Here is a 16,136-nt window from a genome sequence, read left to right as displayed (position 1 = left end):
CGAAGCTCCGGAGGAACCATGGTGACGACGGAAACCCACCGGGGAGCCGGGATGTGGCCGCGGTTGCGGGTTGCCGAGTGGACCGAGACGCGCGACACGCTGCATATGTGGACGCAGATCGTCGGGAAGGTCCGGCTGGCACACGCTCCGCTGCTCAATCACTGGTGGCAGGTGACGCTCTACGTCAGCCCACGGGGATTGACCACCTCGGCCGTTCCCCACGGTGCGGGCGCCTTCGATATCGAGTTCGACTTCGTCGACCACGTGCTGCGTCTGCGCACCAGTGACGGCGGCGCCCGGCGCATCGCCTTGAAGTCCATGCCGGTGGCGCACTTCCACGCCCGTGTCCTGCGGGCCCTGGAGGACACGGGCGTCCCCACCACGATCCAGGGGCATCCGAACGAGGTCGAGCGGGCGGTCCCGTTCGCGGAGGACTTCTCCCACCACACGTACGACCCGCATGCCGCGCACCTGTTCTGGCGCCAGCTTCTCCAGGCCAACCGGGTGCTGAACGAGTTCCGCAGCTATTTCGGAGGCAAGGTCAGTCCGGTTCACTTCTTCTGGGGTGCCATGGACCTGGCATGCACCCGGTTCTCCGGACGCGGCGCCCCACGCCACCCCGGCGGCGCGCCGAACTGCGGTGACTGGGTCATGGAGGAGGGCTACTCACGCGAGCTGAGCAGTTGCGGTTTCTGGCCCGGCGGCGGTGACGAGGGGGCTTTCTACTCCTATGCCTACCCTGAACCCGACGGATTCGCCGAGAGCTCTGTCACCCCCTCCGAGGCGTTCTACAGCCGAGAGAACGGCCAGTTCCTGTTGCCGTACGAGGCGGTACGCACCGCCCCCGAACCCGATCGGACGCTGCTGGGCTTCCTGCACAGCACCTACGAGGCCGCCGCCACACGGGGCGAATGGGACCGGGCGGCGCTGGAGGCGGATCCGGCCCGCTGGAGCGGACATAGGTAGGCAGGCGCGCGGGGACGGCTCGTAACCTCCCCGCTCGAGGGGGCGGCGTACCGGTGGCGGGTATGCGGTGGCGTCCGCTGCTGCCGTGCGTGCGCATGAGGCCGGTCCGACTTCGTGGTCCAACGGGTCGGTCAGAGGGGCGCAGTGCTCTTGGCGGCCACGTCGGCCTTCCCAGTCGTGCCGTCCATCGTCGAGTCGGGAATTCGCGCCGCACTCGGTCAAGGATGGCAATCCACGGGTGCAGGGCCCACCTTCCGTCTGAAGGAGCTGGTTCAGGGCCGAGGTGAAAGCCTCGGTCTCCGGCATCGCATTGGCCATCGCCACGGCGATCCGATGCCGCGTAGACCTACGCGCGCCGCTGTCGAGCCGGGAATGAGCGCCCAAGATTCCATTTCGAAACAGCGGCGCCGCGCCAGATCGGCTGAGACAGCGTCCGCCATCCGCAATGCCGGACGCGCAGGGTTCCATCGGCGAGGACGTGCGGCCGGGTGACGGAGGCGGCGTGCAGGCCCAGGACGAACAGGACGGTGTAGACGTCCACGACCAGGAGCAGGGTGTGAGTGATGGGCCAGTTGGCGGCGGCCAAGTCAGCGAAGAGGACGTCTCCCAGATCACCGAGGAGGTCCAGTGTTCCCTGTCTTTTACGGCCATCGGGCGGGGAGTCGGGCACGTCGCCGAGACCTGCCAGCACCTCACCATGGAGAAGCAGCAACGCATCCGGTCGGACGGGCTGCGTCGGGCACCCCCCGTGCTGCCTCAGCCACCTCGTCCCCGTGGTTCGATAACTTCCGCTTCGACACCACCGCCCGGGTACTCACTGAGTACGAGTACTTGTTCGCCTACACCTTCCAGGCTCCCGGATCGAGTCGGGTATTGGAACCGTCTGAATGCCCCTGCCCTGAGACTCCCCCTCGGTCCCCAGCGTGCTGCAGACCGGTGTCAGACCGGATCGGTGCGAGGATCGATGGCCCAGTGGTTGGTTCGCAGGACTCGACCGGCGAAGGGCACGTCTTCCTCGTCCAGGAACCTGAAACCGAGTGCACGGCAGATGCCGTTTGACGGGGCGTTCGCTGTCGCGGGGAAGGCGTGTATGAGCCCCCACCGGCCGTCGTTGCGGGCCAGCTCAAGCAGCATCCGGACGCCCTGCTTGCCGAGTCCCTGTCCTTGGAACTCTGGCAGCACCATCCAGCCGATCTCGGAGATGCGCTCGGCGCCGACGCCATGGGGCCACAAGGTCACGGTTCCCGCGACCACTTCCGGCTCGGTCTCATCGGGCACGATCAACTTGGTCCAGTCCGTTCCTGCCTCTGCTCGTTGAACATCGCGTTGGACCTTCGCCTCCATACCCTCGCGAGGCAACGGGCCGCCCAGCTCGGTCATCATGGCCGGGTCGCATCGCATCCGGATGTAGGCGTCGATGTCGCCGTACTCAACATCACGTAGCAGCATCTGTGTTGCTCCTTTCGCTTTGGAAATTGACATCATGGCTGACGGCGGCTGACCTCGGCCGCGTATGCGGCCCAGTCCCCGGCGGCGGCCCGCTGCCACTTGACGGCGACGGTGATGTCGATGCCGAGACTGCGGGCGAGGACCGCGGCGGGCCGTTCGGTGGCGAGCTGGAACAGCGCGGTCGAGCGGGCCTCCGCGAGTCGGATGTCGAGTTCGCGGAGCCGTTCGCCCATGGGCCAAGCACTGATCGGGCGGCCAGGCTGGACTCCGGGGAAGAGCCAGGGCGAGTCTGTGCGGAGGAGGACGGCATGGCTGCGGCGAACCTCGACCTGCTGGAGGGCCAGTTCAGCGACGGGTTGCTGGCAGGTCCACTGGGGCGGCGCCCAAGGCGGATGCGGACCGCTCCGTCCGTCTCCTCGATGTGGTCGACGGTGAGCCGGGAGATCGCTGCGGGCACTGGGCATAAAGAAGCAACAGCAGCCCGACGAGGCGGACTTCGGACTTGAGGGTGTTGTCATGCAGCAGGCGGCGGGCGCCGGCCCGGCGGGCCTCCTCGTCCATCGACCCGGAGGGACCGTTCCATCGCTCGGCCGGGAAGGTGAGATCGCGGGCGCTCTTCTGGGAGAGCGCGCACCGCACGAAGTGGCCTGCCTCCCGGCGAAGACGGGCGTCGTCGCTGGTCATCCAGCGTTCGATATCGGTCTGTCGGCAGATTGCAAGGGTCACGCTGTGGTCCTCCAGCCAGTTCAAGAGATAGACGGCCGCCCGCAGATGTTGCCGGGCGAGATCGGACGGGACAGTGGAGGCGATGCCCTTGGAGAGCCAGCGCATCGCGGTGCCGGCGCGTTCGGTGCTGGCCAGGGCGTCGTGGAGGGCCTGCAGTTTCGTGGGTATGGCGCCTGTGTCAGTCAGGAGCTCGTGGAGCCGCTGCTGGAGGGTGCAGCGCGGACACGGGCCAGGAGCGTGCAGCCGGCGGGGTGCCGTGCCGGGCGTCGCGCCCCGTCCACCCGAGCCGGGGCTCGATAGCGGCCTGAGGCCACGCACGAGTAGTCGCACGTCTCCAGGGGGCCGCTGCCGCTTGGCGTGAGCAGCCACGCTCGTCCCTCCCTCCTTCGGCCTACCCGGAGCGGCAACCATGCCCCTCGGCGCCCGCGCTCTGAGACGGACCCCGCACGTCCGCTCAGGTGCGGTCGCGGTGGTAGGCAGCGAGAAGGAAGAGCCAGATCTCACTGACGGTCGGGAAGCAGGCGATGGCGTGCCTGAGCCGTTTGAGCGGGACCTCGCCGGCCACCGCGACAGTCGCCGAGTGCAGGAGTTCGCTGATTCCCGGTCCGACGAACGTCACCCCGAGCAGCACTTCCCGGTCGAGGTCGACCACCATCCGCGCGTGGCCCTGGTAGTTGTCGGCGTAGAGATCGGCGCCCTGGGCGGCGTCGAAGTCGAGGTCGACGACCTTGATGCGGTGGCCGGCCCGGGCCGCCTGTTCGGCGGTCAGGCCTACGGCGGCCGCCTCGGGGTCGGTGAAGAAGACCTGGGGCACGGCGCACTGATCGGCGGTGGTGGCGTGGTCTCCCCACGGGCCGTCGTCCAGGGGCAGGCCCGCGGCGCGGGCGCCGATGGCGTCGCCGGCGGTCCGCGCCTGGTACTTGCCCTGGTGGGTGAGCAGAGCGCGGTGGTTGACGTCGCCGACCGCGTACAGCCATGCGCCGTCGACCCCGCGGACCAGGCACGTGGTGTCCACCTCCAGCCACGTGCCAGGGGTGAGACCGACCGACTCCAGGCCGAGGTCGTCGGTGCCGGGGGTCCGTCCGGTGGCGACCATGACCTCGTCGGTCTGGAGTTCGCTGCCGTCGTCGAGGGTGAGGGTGACGGGGCCGGTTGGGTCCGGGCGGCGCAGGGCGGTGACCTGGGTGCCGATCCGCACATCCACACCCGCCTCGGTGAGGCTGCGTGCGACGAGCTCGCCCGCGAAGGGTTCCATGCGGGGGATCAGACCGCGGCGGGCAAGCAGGATGACTTGGGAGCCCAGGCCCTGCCAGAGGGTTGCCATCTCGACGCCGACCCCGCCGCCTCCGACGATGGCGAGCCGGGCGGGCACGGTAGTGGAGTCGGTGCCCTGCCGGTTCGTCCAGGGCCGGGCCTCCCGGAGGCCCGGAATGTCGGGCAGCAGCGGTCGGCTGCCGGTGGCGATGGCCACCGCGTGCCGGGCGGTGAGGGTGAAGCGTGCACCGTCGTCCCTGGTGACCGTGGTGCGCCGCGGGCCGTCGATGCGGCCGTGGCCGCGGAAGAGACTGGCACCGATGGACTTCACCCACTCGGCCTGTCCGCTGTCGTCCCAGTCGGTCACGTAGTGGTCACGGCGGGCGAAGACTCGGTCGGTGTCGAGCCTGCCGGTGACGGCCTGCCGGGCACCGTCCACCCGGCGGGCGTCGGCGACCGCGATGACCGGCCGCAGCAGGGCCTTGCTGGGGACGCAAGCCCAGTAGGAGCATTCGCCGCCGACCAGCTCACGCTCCACGACAGCCACGGTGAGGCCGGCGGCGCGGGCGCGGTCGGCAACGTTCTGGCCGACCGGGCCCGCCCCCAGCACGACCACGTCGTAAGCACCGTCTTCCTGGTTCTCGCGTGCTTCGCTCATTGCTCCCTCGCGTCCGATCGGGGCTGACAAAACCACACCCCGGCACATATAACCGCGCGGTGCGCGCACGACGTCATACCTTGGCCGTAGGAGCCACCGACAGCGGCCATCCGTGCGCCGCATGTGGCCGCACACACACCGTCCGGCCCCAGTGCTGTGACCGGAAAGGTTCACCGGCTCGCGACGCCCGCCACGGCACCCCGACACAGCGACGCGGCGAGCTTCGTCCACGGTGCCGTATTGCCCGTGGACGGCGACCGCACAGCCGTCTGACCTGAACGGCCTGCCGGCGCCCCCAGCCGCCTACCACCAGCCGCGGTGTCCGGCAGGCCGGTCCGCTGGGAGATCACCGTTCCGCCCCTTCTCCGTCGCTGTGCCATGTGTCCACGGCGTCGGCCACTGGGTTGCCGTACTCCCCTCCTGCGGAACCACCCCCTGTCGATCCCGGTCATGAGTCGTGAACTCCGGCGCGAACGAGCGGGCGAGGGCGGAGCTCCCGCATGGCCGCCCAAGCGGATCAGGAGCAGTGGCGGCGGAGAGGGACCTACGTAGGCTTGATCGCGTAGGAAGACGGCCTCCTGTCCCAGGGGGCTGCTGTGCGGTACTTGCACAAGGAGACGCGTCATGAATGCTTCCTCTGGGGGTTCCCGACGTTCGGAGAGCGCTGCCGCCGGATTCACGGCCTCGCCGCAGTTGACCCGAGCGTTGCAACAGATCGTGGTGGATCTCGTCGAACTGCACCTCCAGGGGAAGCAGGCCCATTGGAACGTGGTCGGCCACAACTTCCGGGACCTGCACCTGCAACTCGACCAAATCGTCGACGACGCACGGGAGTCGGCCGATGTCGTCGCCGAACGCATGCGCGCTCTCGGGACCTTGCCGGACGGCCGCTCCGACACTGTGGCTGCGAGCACCACTCTCCCCGCATTCCCGGAAGGAGAGCTGAGTGTGAGTGCTGTTGTCGATCTCGTCACTGCGCGCCTGCGCGCCACCGTCGACACGGTGCGCACCCACCACGACCAGATCGACAGCGAGGATCCCGCCACGGCCGACCTGCTGCACACGATCATCGACTCCCTGGAGAAGCACGCCTGGATGGTCAGCGCGGAAAACCGATCCCTCTGACACCATTCCACGCCCCTGGAAGCGGGCCCGGGAGGTACGGGGCGTCAGCATCCGGTCCTGCTCGACCGCGGGTGTGCGGTCGAGCCAGAGCAGGGCTTTGCCGACGCGGACCAGCACCGTCGCATCCTGCGAGCCAGGCACACGGAGAGCTCACCGACTTGGACGCCGCGCGCACGCGGACATCGGCACCGCGGCGCTCCAGGGTCCAGTTCCTCTGTATATGGCCGAACAGATCACGGTCTTCCCTCTCCGCACCGCCCGCCGCCGACACGGGACCGGGAGAATCGGCGCCGTCGCCATGTTTCCGATTCCGAGTGACCCTGTGACGTCGGGTCGGCTACTCGGCGAAGAACCTGAGCAGCTCGGCGTTGACCTCTTCGGCGTGTGTCCAGCACAGGCCGTGGCCGTCACCCTCGATGCTGTACTCGCTTGAGGGGATGAGCTCGGCCGAGCGCGGGCCGCACGCCTCGATCGGGAGGGCCTGGTGTCCTCGGTGCCGTGCAGGACCAGCACCTGCTTCCAGTCGGGCAACTCCTCGCCCTTGCGGCGCCGATGCGGCATCACGAGCCCGGTGCCCGGATAGCCGCCGTCGGCGATCGTCATGGTCGTGCCGACGGCGGCCTTCGCGCCGGACTCCTCCCATGCCTTGCAGTCGTTGCGGTTGCCGGGCAGGGGCCGGCCGACCACCACGACGAGGCGGGTGTCGGCGTCGATGACTACCTGGTGATTGGTCGAGTACCGGTAGTTCTTCGACTGCTCGGCGACAGCGTGATCCCGGGTGGGTACCAGGGTGCCGTCCACGATCAGCACGGTGTCCTTCGCGAACCGCTTGCGGGGCTGGAGGGCGAGCATCGGCCCAAGGTGATCGATGATCCGGTCCGCCGCCGACTTGGAAACCCCGAACAGCGGGGCCAGTTGACGCATGGTCAGGTTCGTGCGCCAGTAGGCCGCGACCAGCAGCGCCCGGTCCTCCAGCGACAGGCTCCACGGCCGACCCCTGCGCACCGCGTCCGCACCCTCGCGGGGCTTTCCGCGTGAAAAGATGGGCGCGGACGGTCGCACAACACCCGCTGGGAACCGCGTCATGGACGCCGATTCCGACTTGCCCGCGTCCTGCCGAAAGCGGCGGCCTCCCGCACAGGACCGATGATCTCCCCCTGCAGGAGTCGCAGCGTGTCGAGGTGGTCTGCTGTCCAAATCACCCTCACCGCAGCAGAAGCGCCGCACCTGCCACCGTCTGCGGTCAGATCACGGTGCAGGGCCTCCTTGAGTACTTCGTTCGCCGCCGGTGGACTGACTTTGCGAGGAGAAGCCGCGAGGCTGCCGGTGTGCGGCCAGACGTCTCAAACCAAGCCACGATGGGCTCGCAGGCGCCCAGGATCGCGGCACGGGCGGCGGCTCGGTCACCTCTGGTTGGTAACCCGCGCGCGACCACAGCCGTAGCCCATTGCGCGGCGAAGCCTGGCCGGAACACGCTGGCAGGGCTTCGTCGCCTCACACGCTCTCTCACTGATCTATGACGGGAGCATGGCCGTGCGGGCCTGACCAGGCAGAAGCCCTCCCGGGCAGGAGGAATCGCGGCCGAGGACCTGGAGGAACTGACGGAGGAACACGTCGAGTCCGTGGTCGCCTGGCTACTTGTCGACGCCCGCAGGCGTGGCGGCCAAGCCGGCACAGGACTTCACCCCTCGACGGCCCAACCCCTCGGCCAACCCGCTCATGACTTGCCACCTGCGTGAGGCCGCGTACTCCCTGCAGCGGAAGCTGGAGCTGCGGAAGGTCCGGCTCTACGACGCGCGCCACTCGTGCCTCACGTTTCTTGCCGTCAACGGCGTGCCGGACGTCGCCCTCGCCGCATGGGCCGGGCATGCCAACGCCACCTTCACCAAGCGGGTGTACGTCCACCCGAGCCGCGAGGATCTTCGCGTCGCCTCGGACCACCTCGCTTCTCCACTCGGTTTCAGTGAGGGCGAAGCAGCCTGATGATCAAGACGTCTAGAGATTGCGATATCCGCTCTCAGCGAACAGTCAAAACGGCTTCTGACCTGGGACTTTTAGTGGATCACCAGGATCACGCCGCCATCATAACGATCTGTACGTCCTGTACATTTTTCACAGAGAAACCCACGCAGGCCCCGCACAGACCCGGAGGAGAGGTATCACCCATGCCGTTCCGTCCCAGCGCCCGCTACGTACTGCCCGAGTTCACCGAGCGCACGACCAGCGGAACCCGCACCTTCGACCCGTACTCCAAGCTGCTCGCCGAGCGGATCGTGTTCCTGGGCACCCCGGTCGACGACACCGCGGCCAACGACCTGATCGCCCAGTTCATGTATCTGGAACATGACGCTCCGGACCGACCTGTCTCGCTCTACATCAACTCCCGCGGAGGCTCGTTCGGAGCCATGTCCGCGATCTACGACACGATGGAGTACCTCACCTGCGACGTGGAGACCTTCTGCCTCGGCCAGGCCGGTTCCTGCGCCTCGGTACTGCTCGCCGCGGGCGCTCCGGGCCGACGGCACGCACTGCCGGGAGCCCGGGTCGTCGTACAGCAACCCGCGCTCAGCGAGCCGGTGCAGGGCCGGCCTTCCGACCTGGAGATCGAGGCCTGGGAACTGGAACGCATCCGCGAGATGCTCATCACACTGCTGGCCCGCCATACCGGCCGCAGCGCCGAGCAGATCGCCACCGACATCGAGCGCGACCTCATTCTCGACGCACCGGGCGCCAAAGCGTACGGCCTGGTGGACCACCTCACGCAGAACCGGAAGTCATCACTTCCCCCGCACGGCACGAGGTGAACGCCCGGTGCCGCCGCCACACTTGCCACAACTGCCCGCACTGACCCGCGCGGAGGGGGAGTTCGTCGACCGCTACCTCGAAGTCCTCGACCAGTTGGGCCGGATCAATCCGGCCCGCGGCAGCGACACCTATGGCGCGCTGCGCGCCGCGCAGGCACTGGTGTCCCGGGCGGGCGCGCTGCGGGATGCCCTCGCGTCGATGCATGAACGCGGCGAGGCGCAGATCCACACGGGAACCCTGGCGCGAGCCCTGCGCGTACTGGACGGGGAGCGGCGGGCAGGGCGCGTCACCCTACCCCCCGCTCCGCCGAGTTGATCAGCCTCCACCGGCCCCGCTGCCGCCGGGGCCCGGCCGGCTCCCCCGGCCCCGTCGGCAGCCGGGATTCGGCCAACTCCCGTATACGACACGCCCGGTGGGCACATCGAAATTCCTCGCTCGTTCGGCGTAGGAAGCCCCCCTCGCGCGGGATATCTCAACTTGCGCTTTTCAGATGACCAGTGATCGGAATCAATGATTCCACTGCTGGTACGGGACGGGTCCCGATGGGCGACCCCGCCACCGAATTCGTCACCTCCACCCGAACGGGTCAGTCGTGAGGAGCCTCACAAATCGCTGTTTCCACTCGGAAATCCGGCTATCGGTGAGTCAAGATCCCTGAGACGACAAGCCCCCGCCACCGCGACGGGGCGGTCCGGGCGGACGCCGAGTCCTGCCGCCGTCCGGATGCCTGGTCGACAGAAGTGGATCGGCAGGAGTGGAGGACCCGAGCACAACGGGTCGACCGGATCATCGGTCGACCCTCGGGGTGAAGCCGCCGAGCGCGGCCGGGCAACTTCGCCAGCCCGAACCCGACAGGTCATCCTTCACAGGCGGCTGACGAAGGGTTGCGCATGACTGCGCAGGTTCATGTCCCGTCTCTGCTCGTCCGGGCCGGTACGGCCTCGGTTCTGACTCTGGCCGCCGTCGGCGGCACCATGCTCGCCCCGGGCGCCACGCCGGAGGCCCAGGCAGCGACTCCCTCGATGAAGGCGCTGAACATCGCCGCGTCGAAGAAGGGGGCGCCGTACCGGTGGGGGGCCACAGGCCCCAACCGCTTCGACTGTTCGGGGCTGACGGTCTATTCGTTCAAGAAGGTGGGCAAGAAGCTCCCCCGCACTGCCCAGCAGCAGTACAACAAGACCCGCCATGTCTCGGCCTCGCACAGGAAACGCGGCGACCTGGTCTTCTTCCATTACGGTCGCAGCGTCTACCACGTGGGGATCTACGCCGGCCACGGCAAGATCTGGCACTCGCCGAGGACCGGCGCGGTGGTCCGGCTGGAGAAGATCTGGACGAAGAGGGTCTACTACGGGCGGGTCGGCTGACCCGCCCGGCGGATCCTGGCCGCCCTCCGGACTCGATCCGCCGGCGGAGCACCGTCCCGTGCCGCTGACCCGCTCGTCACCGGTGCGGGGGCGGTCACCCGGCCCGACGCGGCGCGCCCTGCGTCGCTCCCGCCCTCGGTCAGCCCTGCACGGGGATGCTCCAGGGAAGCGCGATCCAGACCGTCTTGCCGCCATCGGCGGTGGGGGTGACGGTGAGCCGGCCGCCGCACTCCTTGGCCAGACAGCGGATGATCACCATGCCGCGCCCGTTGTCCTGCTGAACGGCGGCAGGCAGCCTACGGGGCCAGCGCGGGTGGCTGTCCGTCACCCCCAGATACAGCTGTTCCTCCTGATCCAGTCTCAGTTCCACGGTGAAGGTGGGCGACTGCCCGAAGGTGTGCTGGACGGCGTTGGTCGCGAGCTCCGAGACGATGAGGCGGATACTGTCGGCGAACTCGGTGTCGGCGGTCAGGCCCCATTCGGTGAGCACTCGGACCACATGTTTCCGGGCCGCCGAAACCGAGGCCGGATCGCTCGGCAGAGTGAGGCTTGCTACTTGATGGTCTGCCATGGCGAGCCGTCCCTTTCCCACCCGGACCGACGCGGGATCGGTCCCGGTTGCGCTTCGCGCCAGATTGCCATCGATGCTGCCCTCCCCGACGGCGATCCACCAAGATATGCATATATCTGTCGCTCGATGCGGTGAACCCTGCCCCGCAAAACCGGATGCGGGCGCCACACTGTCCGCTCGGCACGAGAGGGAGGGAGGCCGCGCATGCAGTACGGCCCTGCGGTACGACGCCGCAAGCTCGGGGAGGAGCTCCGGAGTCTGCGCCACGCGTCGGGACTGACCAGTCGGGACGCCGCGCGGATGCTCGGCTGGCACCAGTCCAAGGTGAGCCGGATCGAGACCGGTGTCAGTGGGGTGCGCCCGGCCGATGTGGCCGGACTGATGGACGCGTACGGCGTGGACGACACCCGCCTCCGGACGCTGCTGGAGGCGCTGGCGGGCTCGGCCGGCGGTGGCGGCACCGGGTGGTGGCATGCCTATCGCGGTCTGATTCCTCCGCAGTACCGCGACTTCATCAGTCTGGAGTCGCAGGCGCGGACCGCGCGGACCCTGGAGACCTCGGTGATGCCGGGACTTCTGCAGACGGCGGACTACGCACGCGCAGTGACCCGGGCTTCGCTGGACGGTTTACCCGCCGGCCAGTTGGACTCCCTGGTGGAGGTGCGGCTCGCCCGCCAGGGGGTGCTGCGGACCGATCCGCCGCTGCGGCTGAGCGCGGTGCTCGACGAGGCGGTGCTGCGGCGCGAGGTCGGCGGGCGCATGGTGATGAGGAACCAGCTGCGCCATCTGGCTCGGGTGGCTCAACTACCTCATGTGGAACTCCAGTTACTGCCGTTCTCGGTCGGCGGCTACACCGGCCTCACCGGGCCTTTCGTTATCTTCTCATTTCCGAACACTTCTGATCTGGATGTGGTCGTTCTCGACCATTTGACGAGTAGCCTCTACCTGGAGCGGAAAGAAGACCTTGAGGCGTACAGCTCGGCCTTCCGCACCATGCAGGCACATGCGCTGTCGCCGCAGCACTCGTTGGACCTCATCGCCGCGATCGACCGCGACGGTCAGTGACCCCGGACTACCCGAGAGGGGCGTCATGTCGGATTGCCTCACAAAGCACGAGTTACGGTGGCGGCGCAGCAGCCGCAGCACGGGCATGAACAACTGCGTGGAGGCCGCTCCGTTCGGTCACGGGCGGCTGGCCGTGCGGGACTCCAAGGACGTGTCCAGGCCACCACTGCGGTTCTCCGCGGCGGCCTGGACCACCTTCGTCTCCGGCCTGAACCGGCGTTCGGCCGGCTGACGGGTACGACCGCCCACAGAGGCGGTCCGCCCACAGGATCGGCCGGCCGATGGCGGGAGGTTCCGAGGGGGGAGGTTCCGAGGGGAAGTCCGCCCCCGCATTCGTCCGGCTGACAGGCAGGACCGTCCACGGAGGAGGTCGGTCGGCGGAAACGGTCGATCGGCCGTCAGGGCCGGCCGGCGGGGGCGGTTCGCCGCACGACCGCCACAGCCGTGGCGATCTGTTCGTCGGTCAGGTCCGCCCGCGCCGTCAGCCGCAGCCGGGAGACGCCGTCCGGCACCGAAGGCGGCCGGAAGCAACCCACCGCGATGCCCGCGGTGCGGCAGTCGGCCGCCCAGCGCACAGCCGCCTCCGCCGAGGGTGCCCGCACCGAGACCACGGCCGCGTCGGGGCGTGCGGCGGTCAGTCCGGCCGCCGTCAGCCCCTCGTACAGCGCGGCGGCCACGGCCCGGGCCCTGGCGGCGCGCTCCGGCTCGCGACCGAGCAGCCGCAGGCTGCCCAGGGCGGCGCCGGTGGCGGCCGGTGCCAGGCCCGTGTCGAAGATGAACGTACGGGCCGTGTTGACCAGGTGGTCGATGACCGTGGCCGGACCGAGTACCGCTCCGCCCTGACTGCCCAGGGACTTGGAGAGGGTGAGTGTGGTGACGACTCCCTCGCCGCCGGCAAGACCGGCGGCGGCGAGCGCACCCCGACCGCCCTCCCCCAGCACACCGAGGCCGTGCGCGTCGTCGACGAGCAGTGCGGCGCCCTCCGCCCGGCAGGCATCGGCCAGTTCGGGCAGTGGCGCGGCGTCGCCGTCGACCGAGAAGACCGAGTCGGTGACCACCAGCGCGCGCCCCGCGTGTGCCCGCAGAGTCTTGCGCACGGCATCAGGATCGGCGTGCGGCACGACGGCGGTCTCGGCCCGGGAGAGCCGGCAACCGTCCACGATCGAGGCGTGGTTGCCGGCGTCTGAGACGATCAGCGAACCACGGCCGGTGAGCGCGGTGAGGGCGGCGAGATTGGCCGCGTAGCCCGAGGACAGCACCAGCGCCGCCTCGAAGCCACAGAAATCGGCCAGTTGATCCTCGAACTCGGCATGCAGCGCGGTGGAGCCGGTCACGAGCCGCGATCCGGTCGCGCCCGCACCCCACCGGTGCGCGGCCTCCGCCGCGGCGGCGGTGACCTCGGGGTGCCGGGTCAACCCCAGATAGTCGTTGCTCGCGAGATCCAGGAGCTCCGGTTCGGCGGGCCGGGGGCGGAGCGCGCGGACGAGTCCGGCGTCCACACGGCGGCGCGCCTCGTCGTCGATCCAGTCGAACGGGTCGAAGGGCATGAGCGGTCCCTTTTGTAGGCAGCTCACAGAGGCTAACCGGGGGCGCAGCCGGTCATGATGTGGCAATACACACACCCTCGACGCGCGCTGTTGTCCGGTTCCTCCTTGGCCGCGGGCCGTGCCGTAGGCCAGGATCAACGCCATGGACCTCCTGAACACGCTGGTGGACAAGGGACTGCGGCGCGAACTGCCGACCCGTGAAGAAGCTCTCGCCGTGCTGGCGACCTCGGACGACGATCTGCTCGAAGTGGTGGCCGCGGCCGGAAAGGTGCGCCGCCAGTGGTTCGGGCAACGGGTGAAACTGAACTATCTGGTCAATCTCAAGTCCGGGCTCTGCCCCGAGGACTGCTCGTACTGCTCGCAGCGGCTGGGCTCGAAGGCCGAGATCCTCAAGTACACCTGGCTGAAACCGGACGAGGCCTCGAAGGCCGCCGCGGCCGGGGTGGCGGGTGGCGCCAAGCGGGTGTGTCTGGTGGCGAGCGGTCGTGGTCCTACGGACCGTGATGTCGACCGGGTGTCGGAGACCATCGAGGCGATCAAGGATCGACACGAGGGCGTCGAGGTGTGCGCCTGCCTCGGTCTGCTCTCCGACGGACAGGCCGAGCGGTTGCGTTCGGCGGGCGCGGACGCCTACAACCACAACCTCAACACGTCCGAGGGCACGTACGGCGACATCACCACCACCCACACCTATGCGGACCGGGTGGAGACCGTGCAGCAGGCGCAGGCCGCCGGGCTCTCGGCGTGCTCCGGGCTGATCGCCGGGATGGGTGAGAGCGACGCCGATCTGGTCGATGTCGTCTTCTCGCTGCGCGAGCTGGACCCGGACTCGGTGCCGGTGAACTTCCTGATCCCGTTCGAGGGGACCCCGCTGGCCAAGGAATGGAACCTCACCCCGCAGCGGTGTCTGCGCATTCTGGCGATGGTCAGATTCGTCTGTCCTGATGTGGAGGTACGGCTCGCGGGCGGGCGCGAGGTGCATCTGCGTTCGATGCAGCCGCTCGCCCTGCACCTGGTCAACTCCATCTTCCTGGGCGACTACCTCACCAGTGAGGGGCAGGCGGGGCAGGCGGATCTGGACATGATCGCGGACGCCGGTTTCGACGTGGAGGGAGCGGGGACGACGACCCTGCCCGCGCACCGCGCGCAGCCGGGTGGTGGCTGTGGTGCGCACGACGGCGGGTGCGCGCCCTGCGGCGACGGGCCCGGGAAGGCCGTTGCCGAGACCGGTGAGGTCCCGGCCGCACGCACGGATCTGGTGGCGGTCCGTCGGCGCGGAGCGGGAACGGAGTTCGCCCCCAATGCCTGAGCTGCTCTCCCCGGCCGAGCTGCGGTCCCTGGACCGGGCCCATGTCTGGCATCCGTACGGCCCGATGCCCGGACGTCAGGAGCCGCTGGTCGTGGAGTCGGCGTCCGGGGTTCGGCTCCGGCTCGCCGAACCGGCCCACGGGCAGGACGAACTGGTCGACGGCATGTCGTCCTGGTGGTCCGCGGTGCACGGCTACAACCACCCGGTGCTCAACGAGGCGGCACGCGGTCAGCTGGACCGGATGAGCCATGTGATGTTCGGCGGGCTCACCCATGAGCCCGCCGTACGGCTGGCCACCCGGCTGGTCGAGATCACCCCGGAGCCGCTGCGGCATGTCTTCCTGGCCGACTCCGGCTCCGTGTCGGTCGAGGTCGCGGTGAAGATGTGTCTGCAGTACTGGCGATCGGCCGGCCGGCCCGAGAAGCAACGGCTGCTGACGTGGCGCGGCGGCTATCACGGGGACACCTGGCAGCCGATGTCGGTGTGCGACCCCGAGGGCGGCATGCACGGGCTGTGGTCGGGAGTGCTGCCGCGGCAGGTCTTCGCGGACGAGCCGCCGGCCGGTTACGACACGGAGCCGGATGCCGCGTACGTACGCCACCTGCGGGAGCTGATCGCGGAGCACGCCGACCGGCTGGCCGCGGTGATCGTGGAGCCGGTGGTGCAGGGCGCGGGCGGGATGCGGTTCCACTCCCCCGCCTATCTGCGAGTGCTGCGCGAGGCGTGCGACGCGCACGACGTGCTGCTGGTGTTCGACGAGATCGCCACGGGCTTCGGCCGTACGGGGAAGCTGTTCGCCGCCGGTCACGCGGGGGTCTCTCCCGATGTCATGTGCGTGGGCAAGGCGCTGACCGGCGGCTATCTGACGATGGCGGCGACCCTGTGCACGTCCCGGGTGGCGGAGGGCATCTCCAGCGGCGAGGTGCCGGTGCTGGCCCATGGACCGACGTTCATGGCCAACCCGCTCGCCGCCTCGGTCGCGTGTGCCTCCATCGACCTACTGCTCGGCCAGGACTGGGAGCGGGAGGTCCGGCGGATCGGTACGGGGCTGCGGGAGGGTCTCGCCTCGGCGGCGGCTCTGCCCGGGGTCCGGGATGTAAGGGTGCTGGGCGCCATCGGTGTCGTACAGCTCGATCACGAGGTGGACATGGAGACCGCCACCCGGGCCGCGGTACGGGAGGGCGTGTGGCTGCGGCCGTTCCGCGACCTCATCTACACGATGCCGCCCTATGTGACCGGTGATGACGACGTGGCGCGGATCTGCCGCGCCGTGTGCGCGGCTGCGCGGGAGGGCTGA

The 16,136-nt window shown here is 69.2% G+C and carries 17 protein-coding genes, 1 pseudogene and 1 riboswitch; of the genes and pseudogenes, 10 read left to right on the top strand and 8 right to left on the bottom strand.

Annotated features, from left to right (window positions below; translation table 11 throughout):
- Positions 1–18: 18 nt before the first annotated feature.
- On the top strand, positions 19–966 hold the full coding sequence (locus ACF1B9_RS33680) for a DUF5996 family protein (RefSeq protein WP_391745315.1): 948 nt from the start codon (positions 19–21) through the stop codon (positions 964–966).
- 346 nt (positions 967–1,312) lie between these two features.
- On the opposite strand, the gene ACF1B9_RS33675 is transcribed toward ACF1B9_RS33680, so the two are convergent.
- The 5 genes from ACF1B9_RS33675 to ACF1B9_RS33655 all read right to left on the bottom strand — a co-directional run bounded on the left by ACF1B9_RS33675 (position 1,313) and on the right by ACF1B9_RS33655 (position 5,053).
- Positions 1,313–1,678, bottom strand: coding sequence for a hypothetical protein (locus tag ACF1B9_RS33675; RefSeq protein ID WP_391745313.1), 366 nt, complete (start codon positions 1,676–1,678; stop codon positions 1,313–1,315).
- Between the two features lie 227 nt (positions 1,679–1,905).
- Entirely contained in the window at positions 1,906–2,415 is a 510-nt protein-coding gene (locus tag ACF1B9_RS33670; RefSeq protein ID WP_391745312.1) for a GNAT family N-acetyltransferase, read from the bottom strand.
- A gap of 32 nt (positions 2,416–2,447) precedes the next feature.
- Positions 2,448–2,648, bottom strand: a complete 201-nt coding sequence (locus ACF1B9_RS33665; RefSeq protein WP_391745311.1) for a hypothetical protein — start codon at positions 2,646–2,648, stop codon at positions 2,448–2,450.
- 112 nt (positions 2,649–2,760) lie between these two features.
- The gene (locus tag ACF1B9_RS33660) at positions 2,761–3,246 is read right to left on the bottom strand and encodes a hypothetical protein (RefSeq protein WP_391745309.1); all 486 of its coding nucleotides are present in this window, start codon (positions 3,244–3,246) and stop codon (positions 2,761–2,763) included.
- A 349-nt stretch (positions 3,247–3,595) separates the two neighbouring features.
- Positions 3,596–5,053, bottom strand: coding sequence for a dihydrolipoyl dehydrogenase family protein (locus ACF1B9_RS33655; RefSeq protein ID WP_391745308.1), 1,458 nt, complete (start codon positions 5,051–5,053; stop codon positions 3,596–3,598).
- A 624-nt stretch (positions 5,054–5,677) separates the two neighbouring features.
- Here ACF1B9_RS33655 and ACF1B9_RS33650 point away from each other — a divergent pair.
- The gene (locus tag ACF1B9_RS33650) at positions 5,678–6,178 is read left to right on the top strand and encodes a Dps family protein (RefSeq protein ID WP_391745307.1); all 501 of its coding nucleotides are present in this window, start codon (positions 5,678–5,680) and stop codon (positions 6,176–6,178) included.
- A 513-nt stretch (positions 6,179–6,691) separates the two neighbouring features.
- On the opposite strand, the pseudogene ACF1B9_RS33645 reads toward ACF1B9_RS33650, so the two are convergent.
- A pseudogene (locus tag ACF1B9_RS33645) lies at positions 6,692–7,201 on the bottom strand (transposase family protein); the annotation flags it as partial.
- Positions 7,202–7,816: 615 nt separating this feature from the next.
- On the opposite strand from ACF1B9_RS33645, the gene ACF1B9_RS33640 reads away from it, so the two are divergent.
- The 4 genes from ACF1B9_RS33640 to ACF1B9_RS33625 all read left to right on the top strand — a co-directional run bounded on the left by ACF1B9_RS33640 (position 7,817) and on the right by ACF1B9_RS33625 (position 10,347).
- The gene (locus tag ACF1B9_RS33640; protein ID WP_391745306.1) at positions 7,817–8,161 is read left to right on the top strand and encodes a hypothetical protein; all 345 of its coding nucleotides are present in this window, start codon (positions 7,817–7,819) and stop codon (positions 8,159–8,161) included.
- A gap of 182 nt (positions 8,162–8,343) precedes the next feature.
- A complete protein-coding gene (locus tag ACF1B9_RS33635) occupies positions 8,344–8,982 on the top strand; it encodes an ATP-dependent Clp protease proteolytic subunit (RefSeq protein ID WP_391745305.1) in 639 nt (212 codons plus the stop codon).
- Positions 8,983–8,989: 7 nt separating this feature from the next.
- Complete coding sequence (locus ACF1B9_RS33630) at positions 8,990–9,298, top strand: hypothetical protein (RefSeq protein ID WP_391745303.1); 309 nt, start codon at positions 8,990–8,992, stop codon at positions 9,296–9,298.
- A gap of 399 nt (positions 9,299–9,697) precedes the next feature.
- Positions 9,698–9,870: riboswitch (cyclic di-AMP (ydaO/yuaA leader) on the top strand.
- Between the two features lie 3 nt (positions 9,871–9,873).
- Positions 9,874–10,347: a C40 family peptidase gene (locus tag ACF1B9_RS33625; RefSeq protein ID WP_391745302.1), complete on the top strand. Its 474-nt coding sequence runs from the start codon at positions 9,874–9,876 to the stop codon at positions 10,345–10,347.
- A gap of 139 nt (positions 10,348–10,486) precedes the next feature.
- Here the strand turns inward: ACF1B9_RS33625 and ACF1B9_RS33620 are convergent, their stop codons facing one another.
- Positions 10,487–10,918: an ATP-binding protein gene (locus tag ACF1B9_RS33620; protein WP_391745301.1), complete on the bottom strand. Its 432-nt coding sequence runs from the start codon at positions 10,916–10,918 to the stop codon at positions 10,487–10,489.
- Between the two features lie 204 nt (positions 10,919–11,122).
- Here ACF1B9_RS33620 and ACF1B9_RS33615 point away from each other — a divergent pair, with 204 nt between their 5' ends.
- Together ACF1B9_RS33615 and ACF1B9_RS33610 are read left to right on the top strand one after the other, a co-directional pair.
- Positions 11,123–11,983 carry a helix-turn-helix domain-containing protein gene (locus tag ACF1B9_RS33615; protein WP_391745300.1) on the top strand — a complete coding sequence of 287 codons (861 nt, stop codon included), beginning with the start codon at positions 11,123–11,125 and terminating at the stop codon, positions 11,981–11,983.
- 25 nt (positions 11,984–12,008) lie between these two features.
- Complete coding sequence (locus ACF1B9_RS33610) at positions 12,009–12,215, top strand: DUF397 domain-containing protein (RefSeq protein ID WP_391745298.1); 207 nt, start codon at positions 12,009–12,011, stop codon at positions 12,213–12,215.
- 166 nt (positions 12,216–12,381) lie between these two features.
- Here ACF1B9_RS33610 and ACF1B9_RS33605 read toward each other — a convergent pair whose 3' ends face one another.
- A complete protein-coding gene (locus tag ACF1B9_RS33605; RefSeq protein WP_391745297.1) occupies positions 12,382–13,530 on the bottom strand; it encodes an 8-amino-7-oxononanoate synthase in 1,149 nt (382 codons plus the stop codon).
- 142 nt (positions 13,531–13,672) lie between these two features.
- On the opposite strand from ACF1B9_RS33605, the gene bioB reads away from it, so the two are divergent.
- On the top strand, positions 13,673–14,839 hold the full coding sequence (gene bioB, locus ACF1B9_RS33600; protein WP_391745296.1) for a biotin synthase BioB: 1,167 nt from the start codon (positions 13,673–13,675) through the stop codon (positions 14,837–14,839).
- Positions 14,832–16,136, top strand: a complete 1,305-nt coding sequence (locus ACF1B9_RS33595; RefSeq protein ID WP_391745295.1) for an adenosylmethionine--8-amino-7-oxononanoate transaminase — start codon at positions 14,832–14,834, stop codon at positions 16,134–16,136. The genes bioB and ACF1B9_RS33595 overlap by 8 nt, the downstream gene beginning before the upstream one ends.

The sequence above is a fragment of the Streptomyces sp. NPDC014727 genome (assembly GCF_043083485.1).
GTDB lineage: Bacteria > Actinomycetota > Actinomycetes > Streptomycetales > Streptomycetaceae > Streptomyces.
This window is presented reverse-complemented; position numbering and strand designations above follow the sequence as displayed.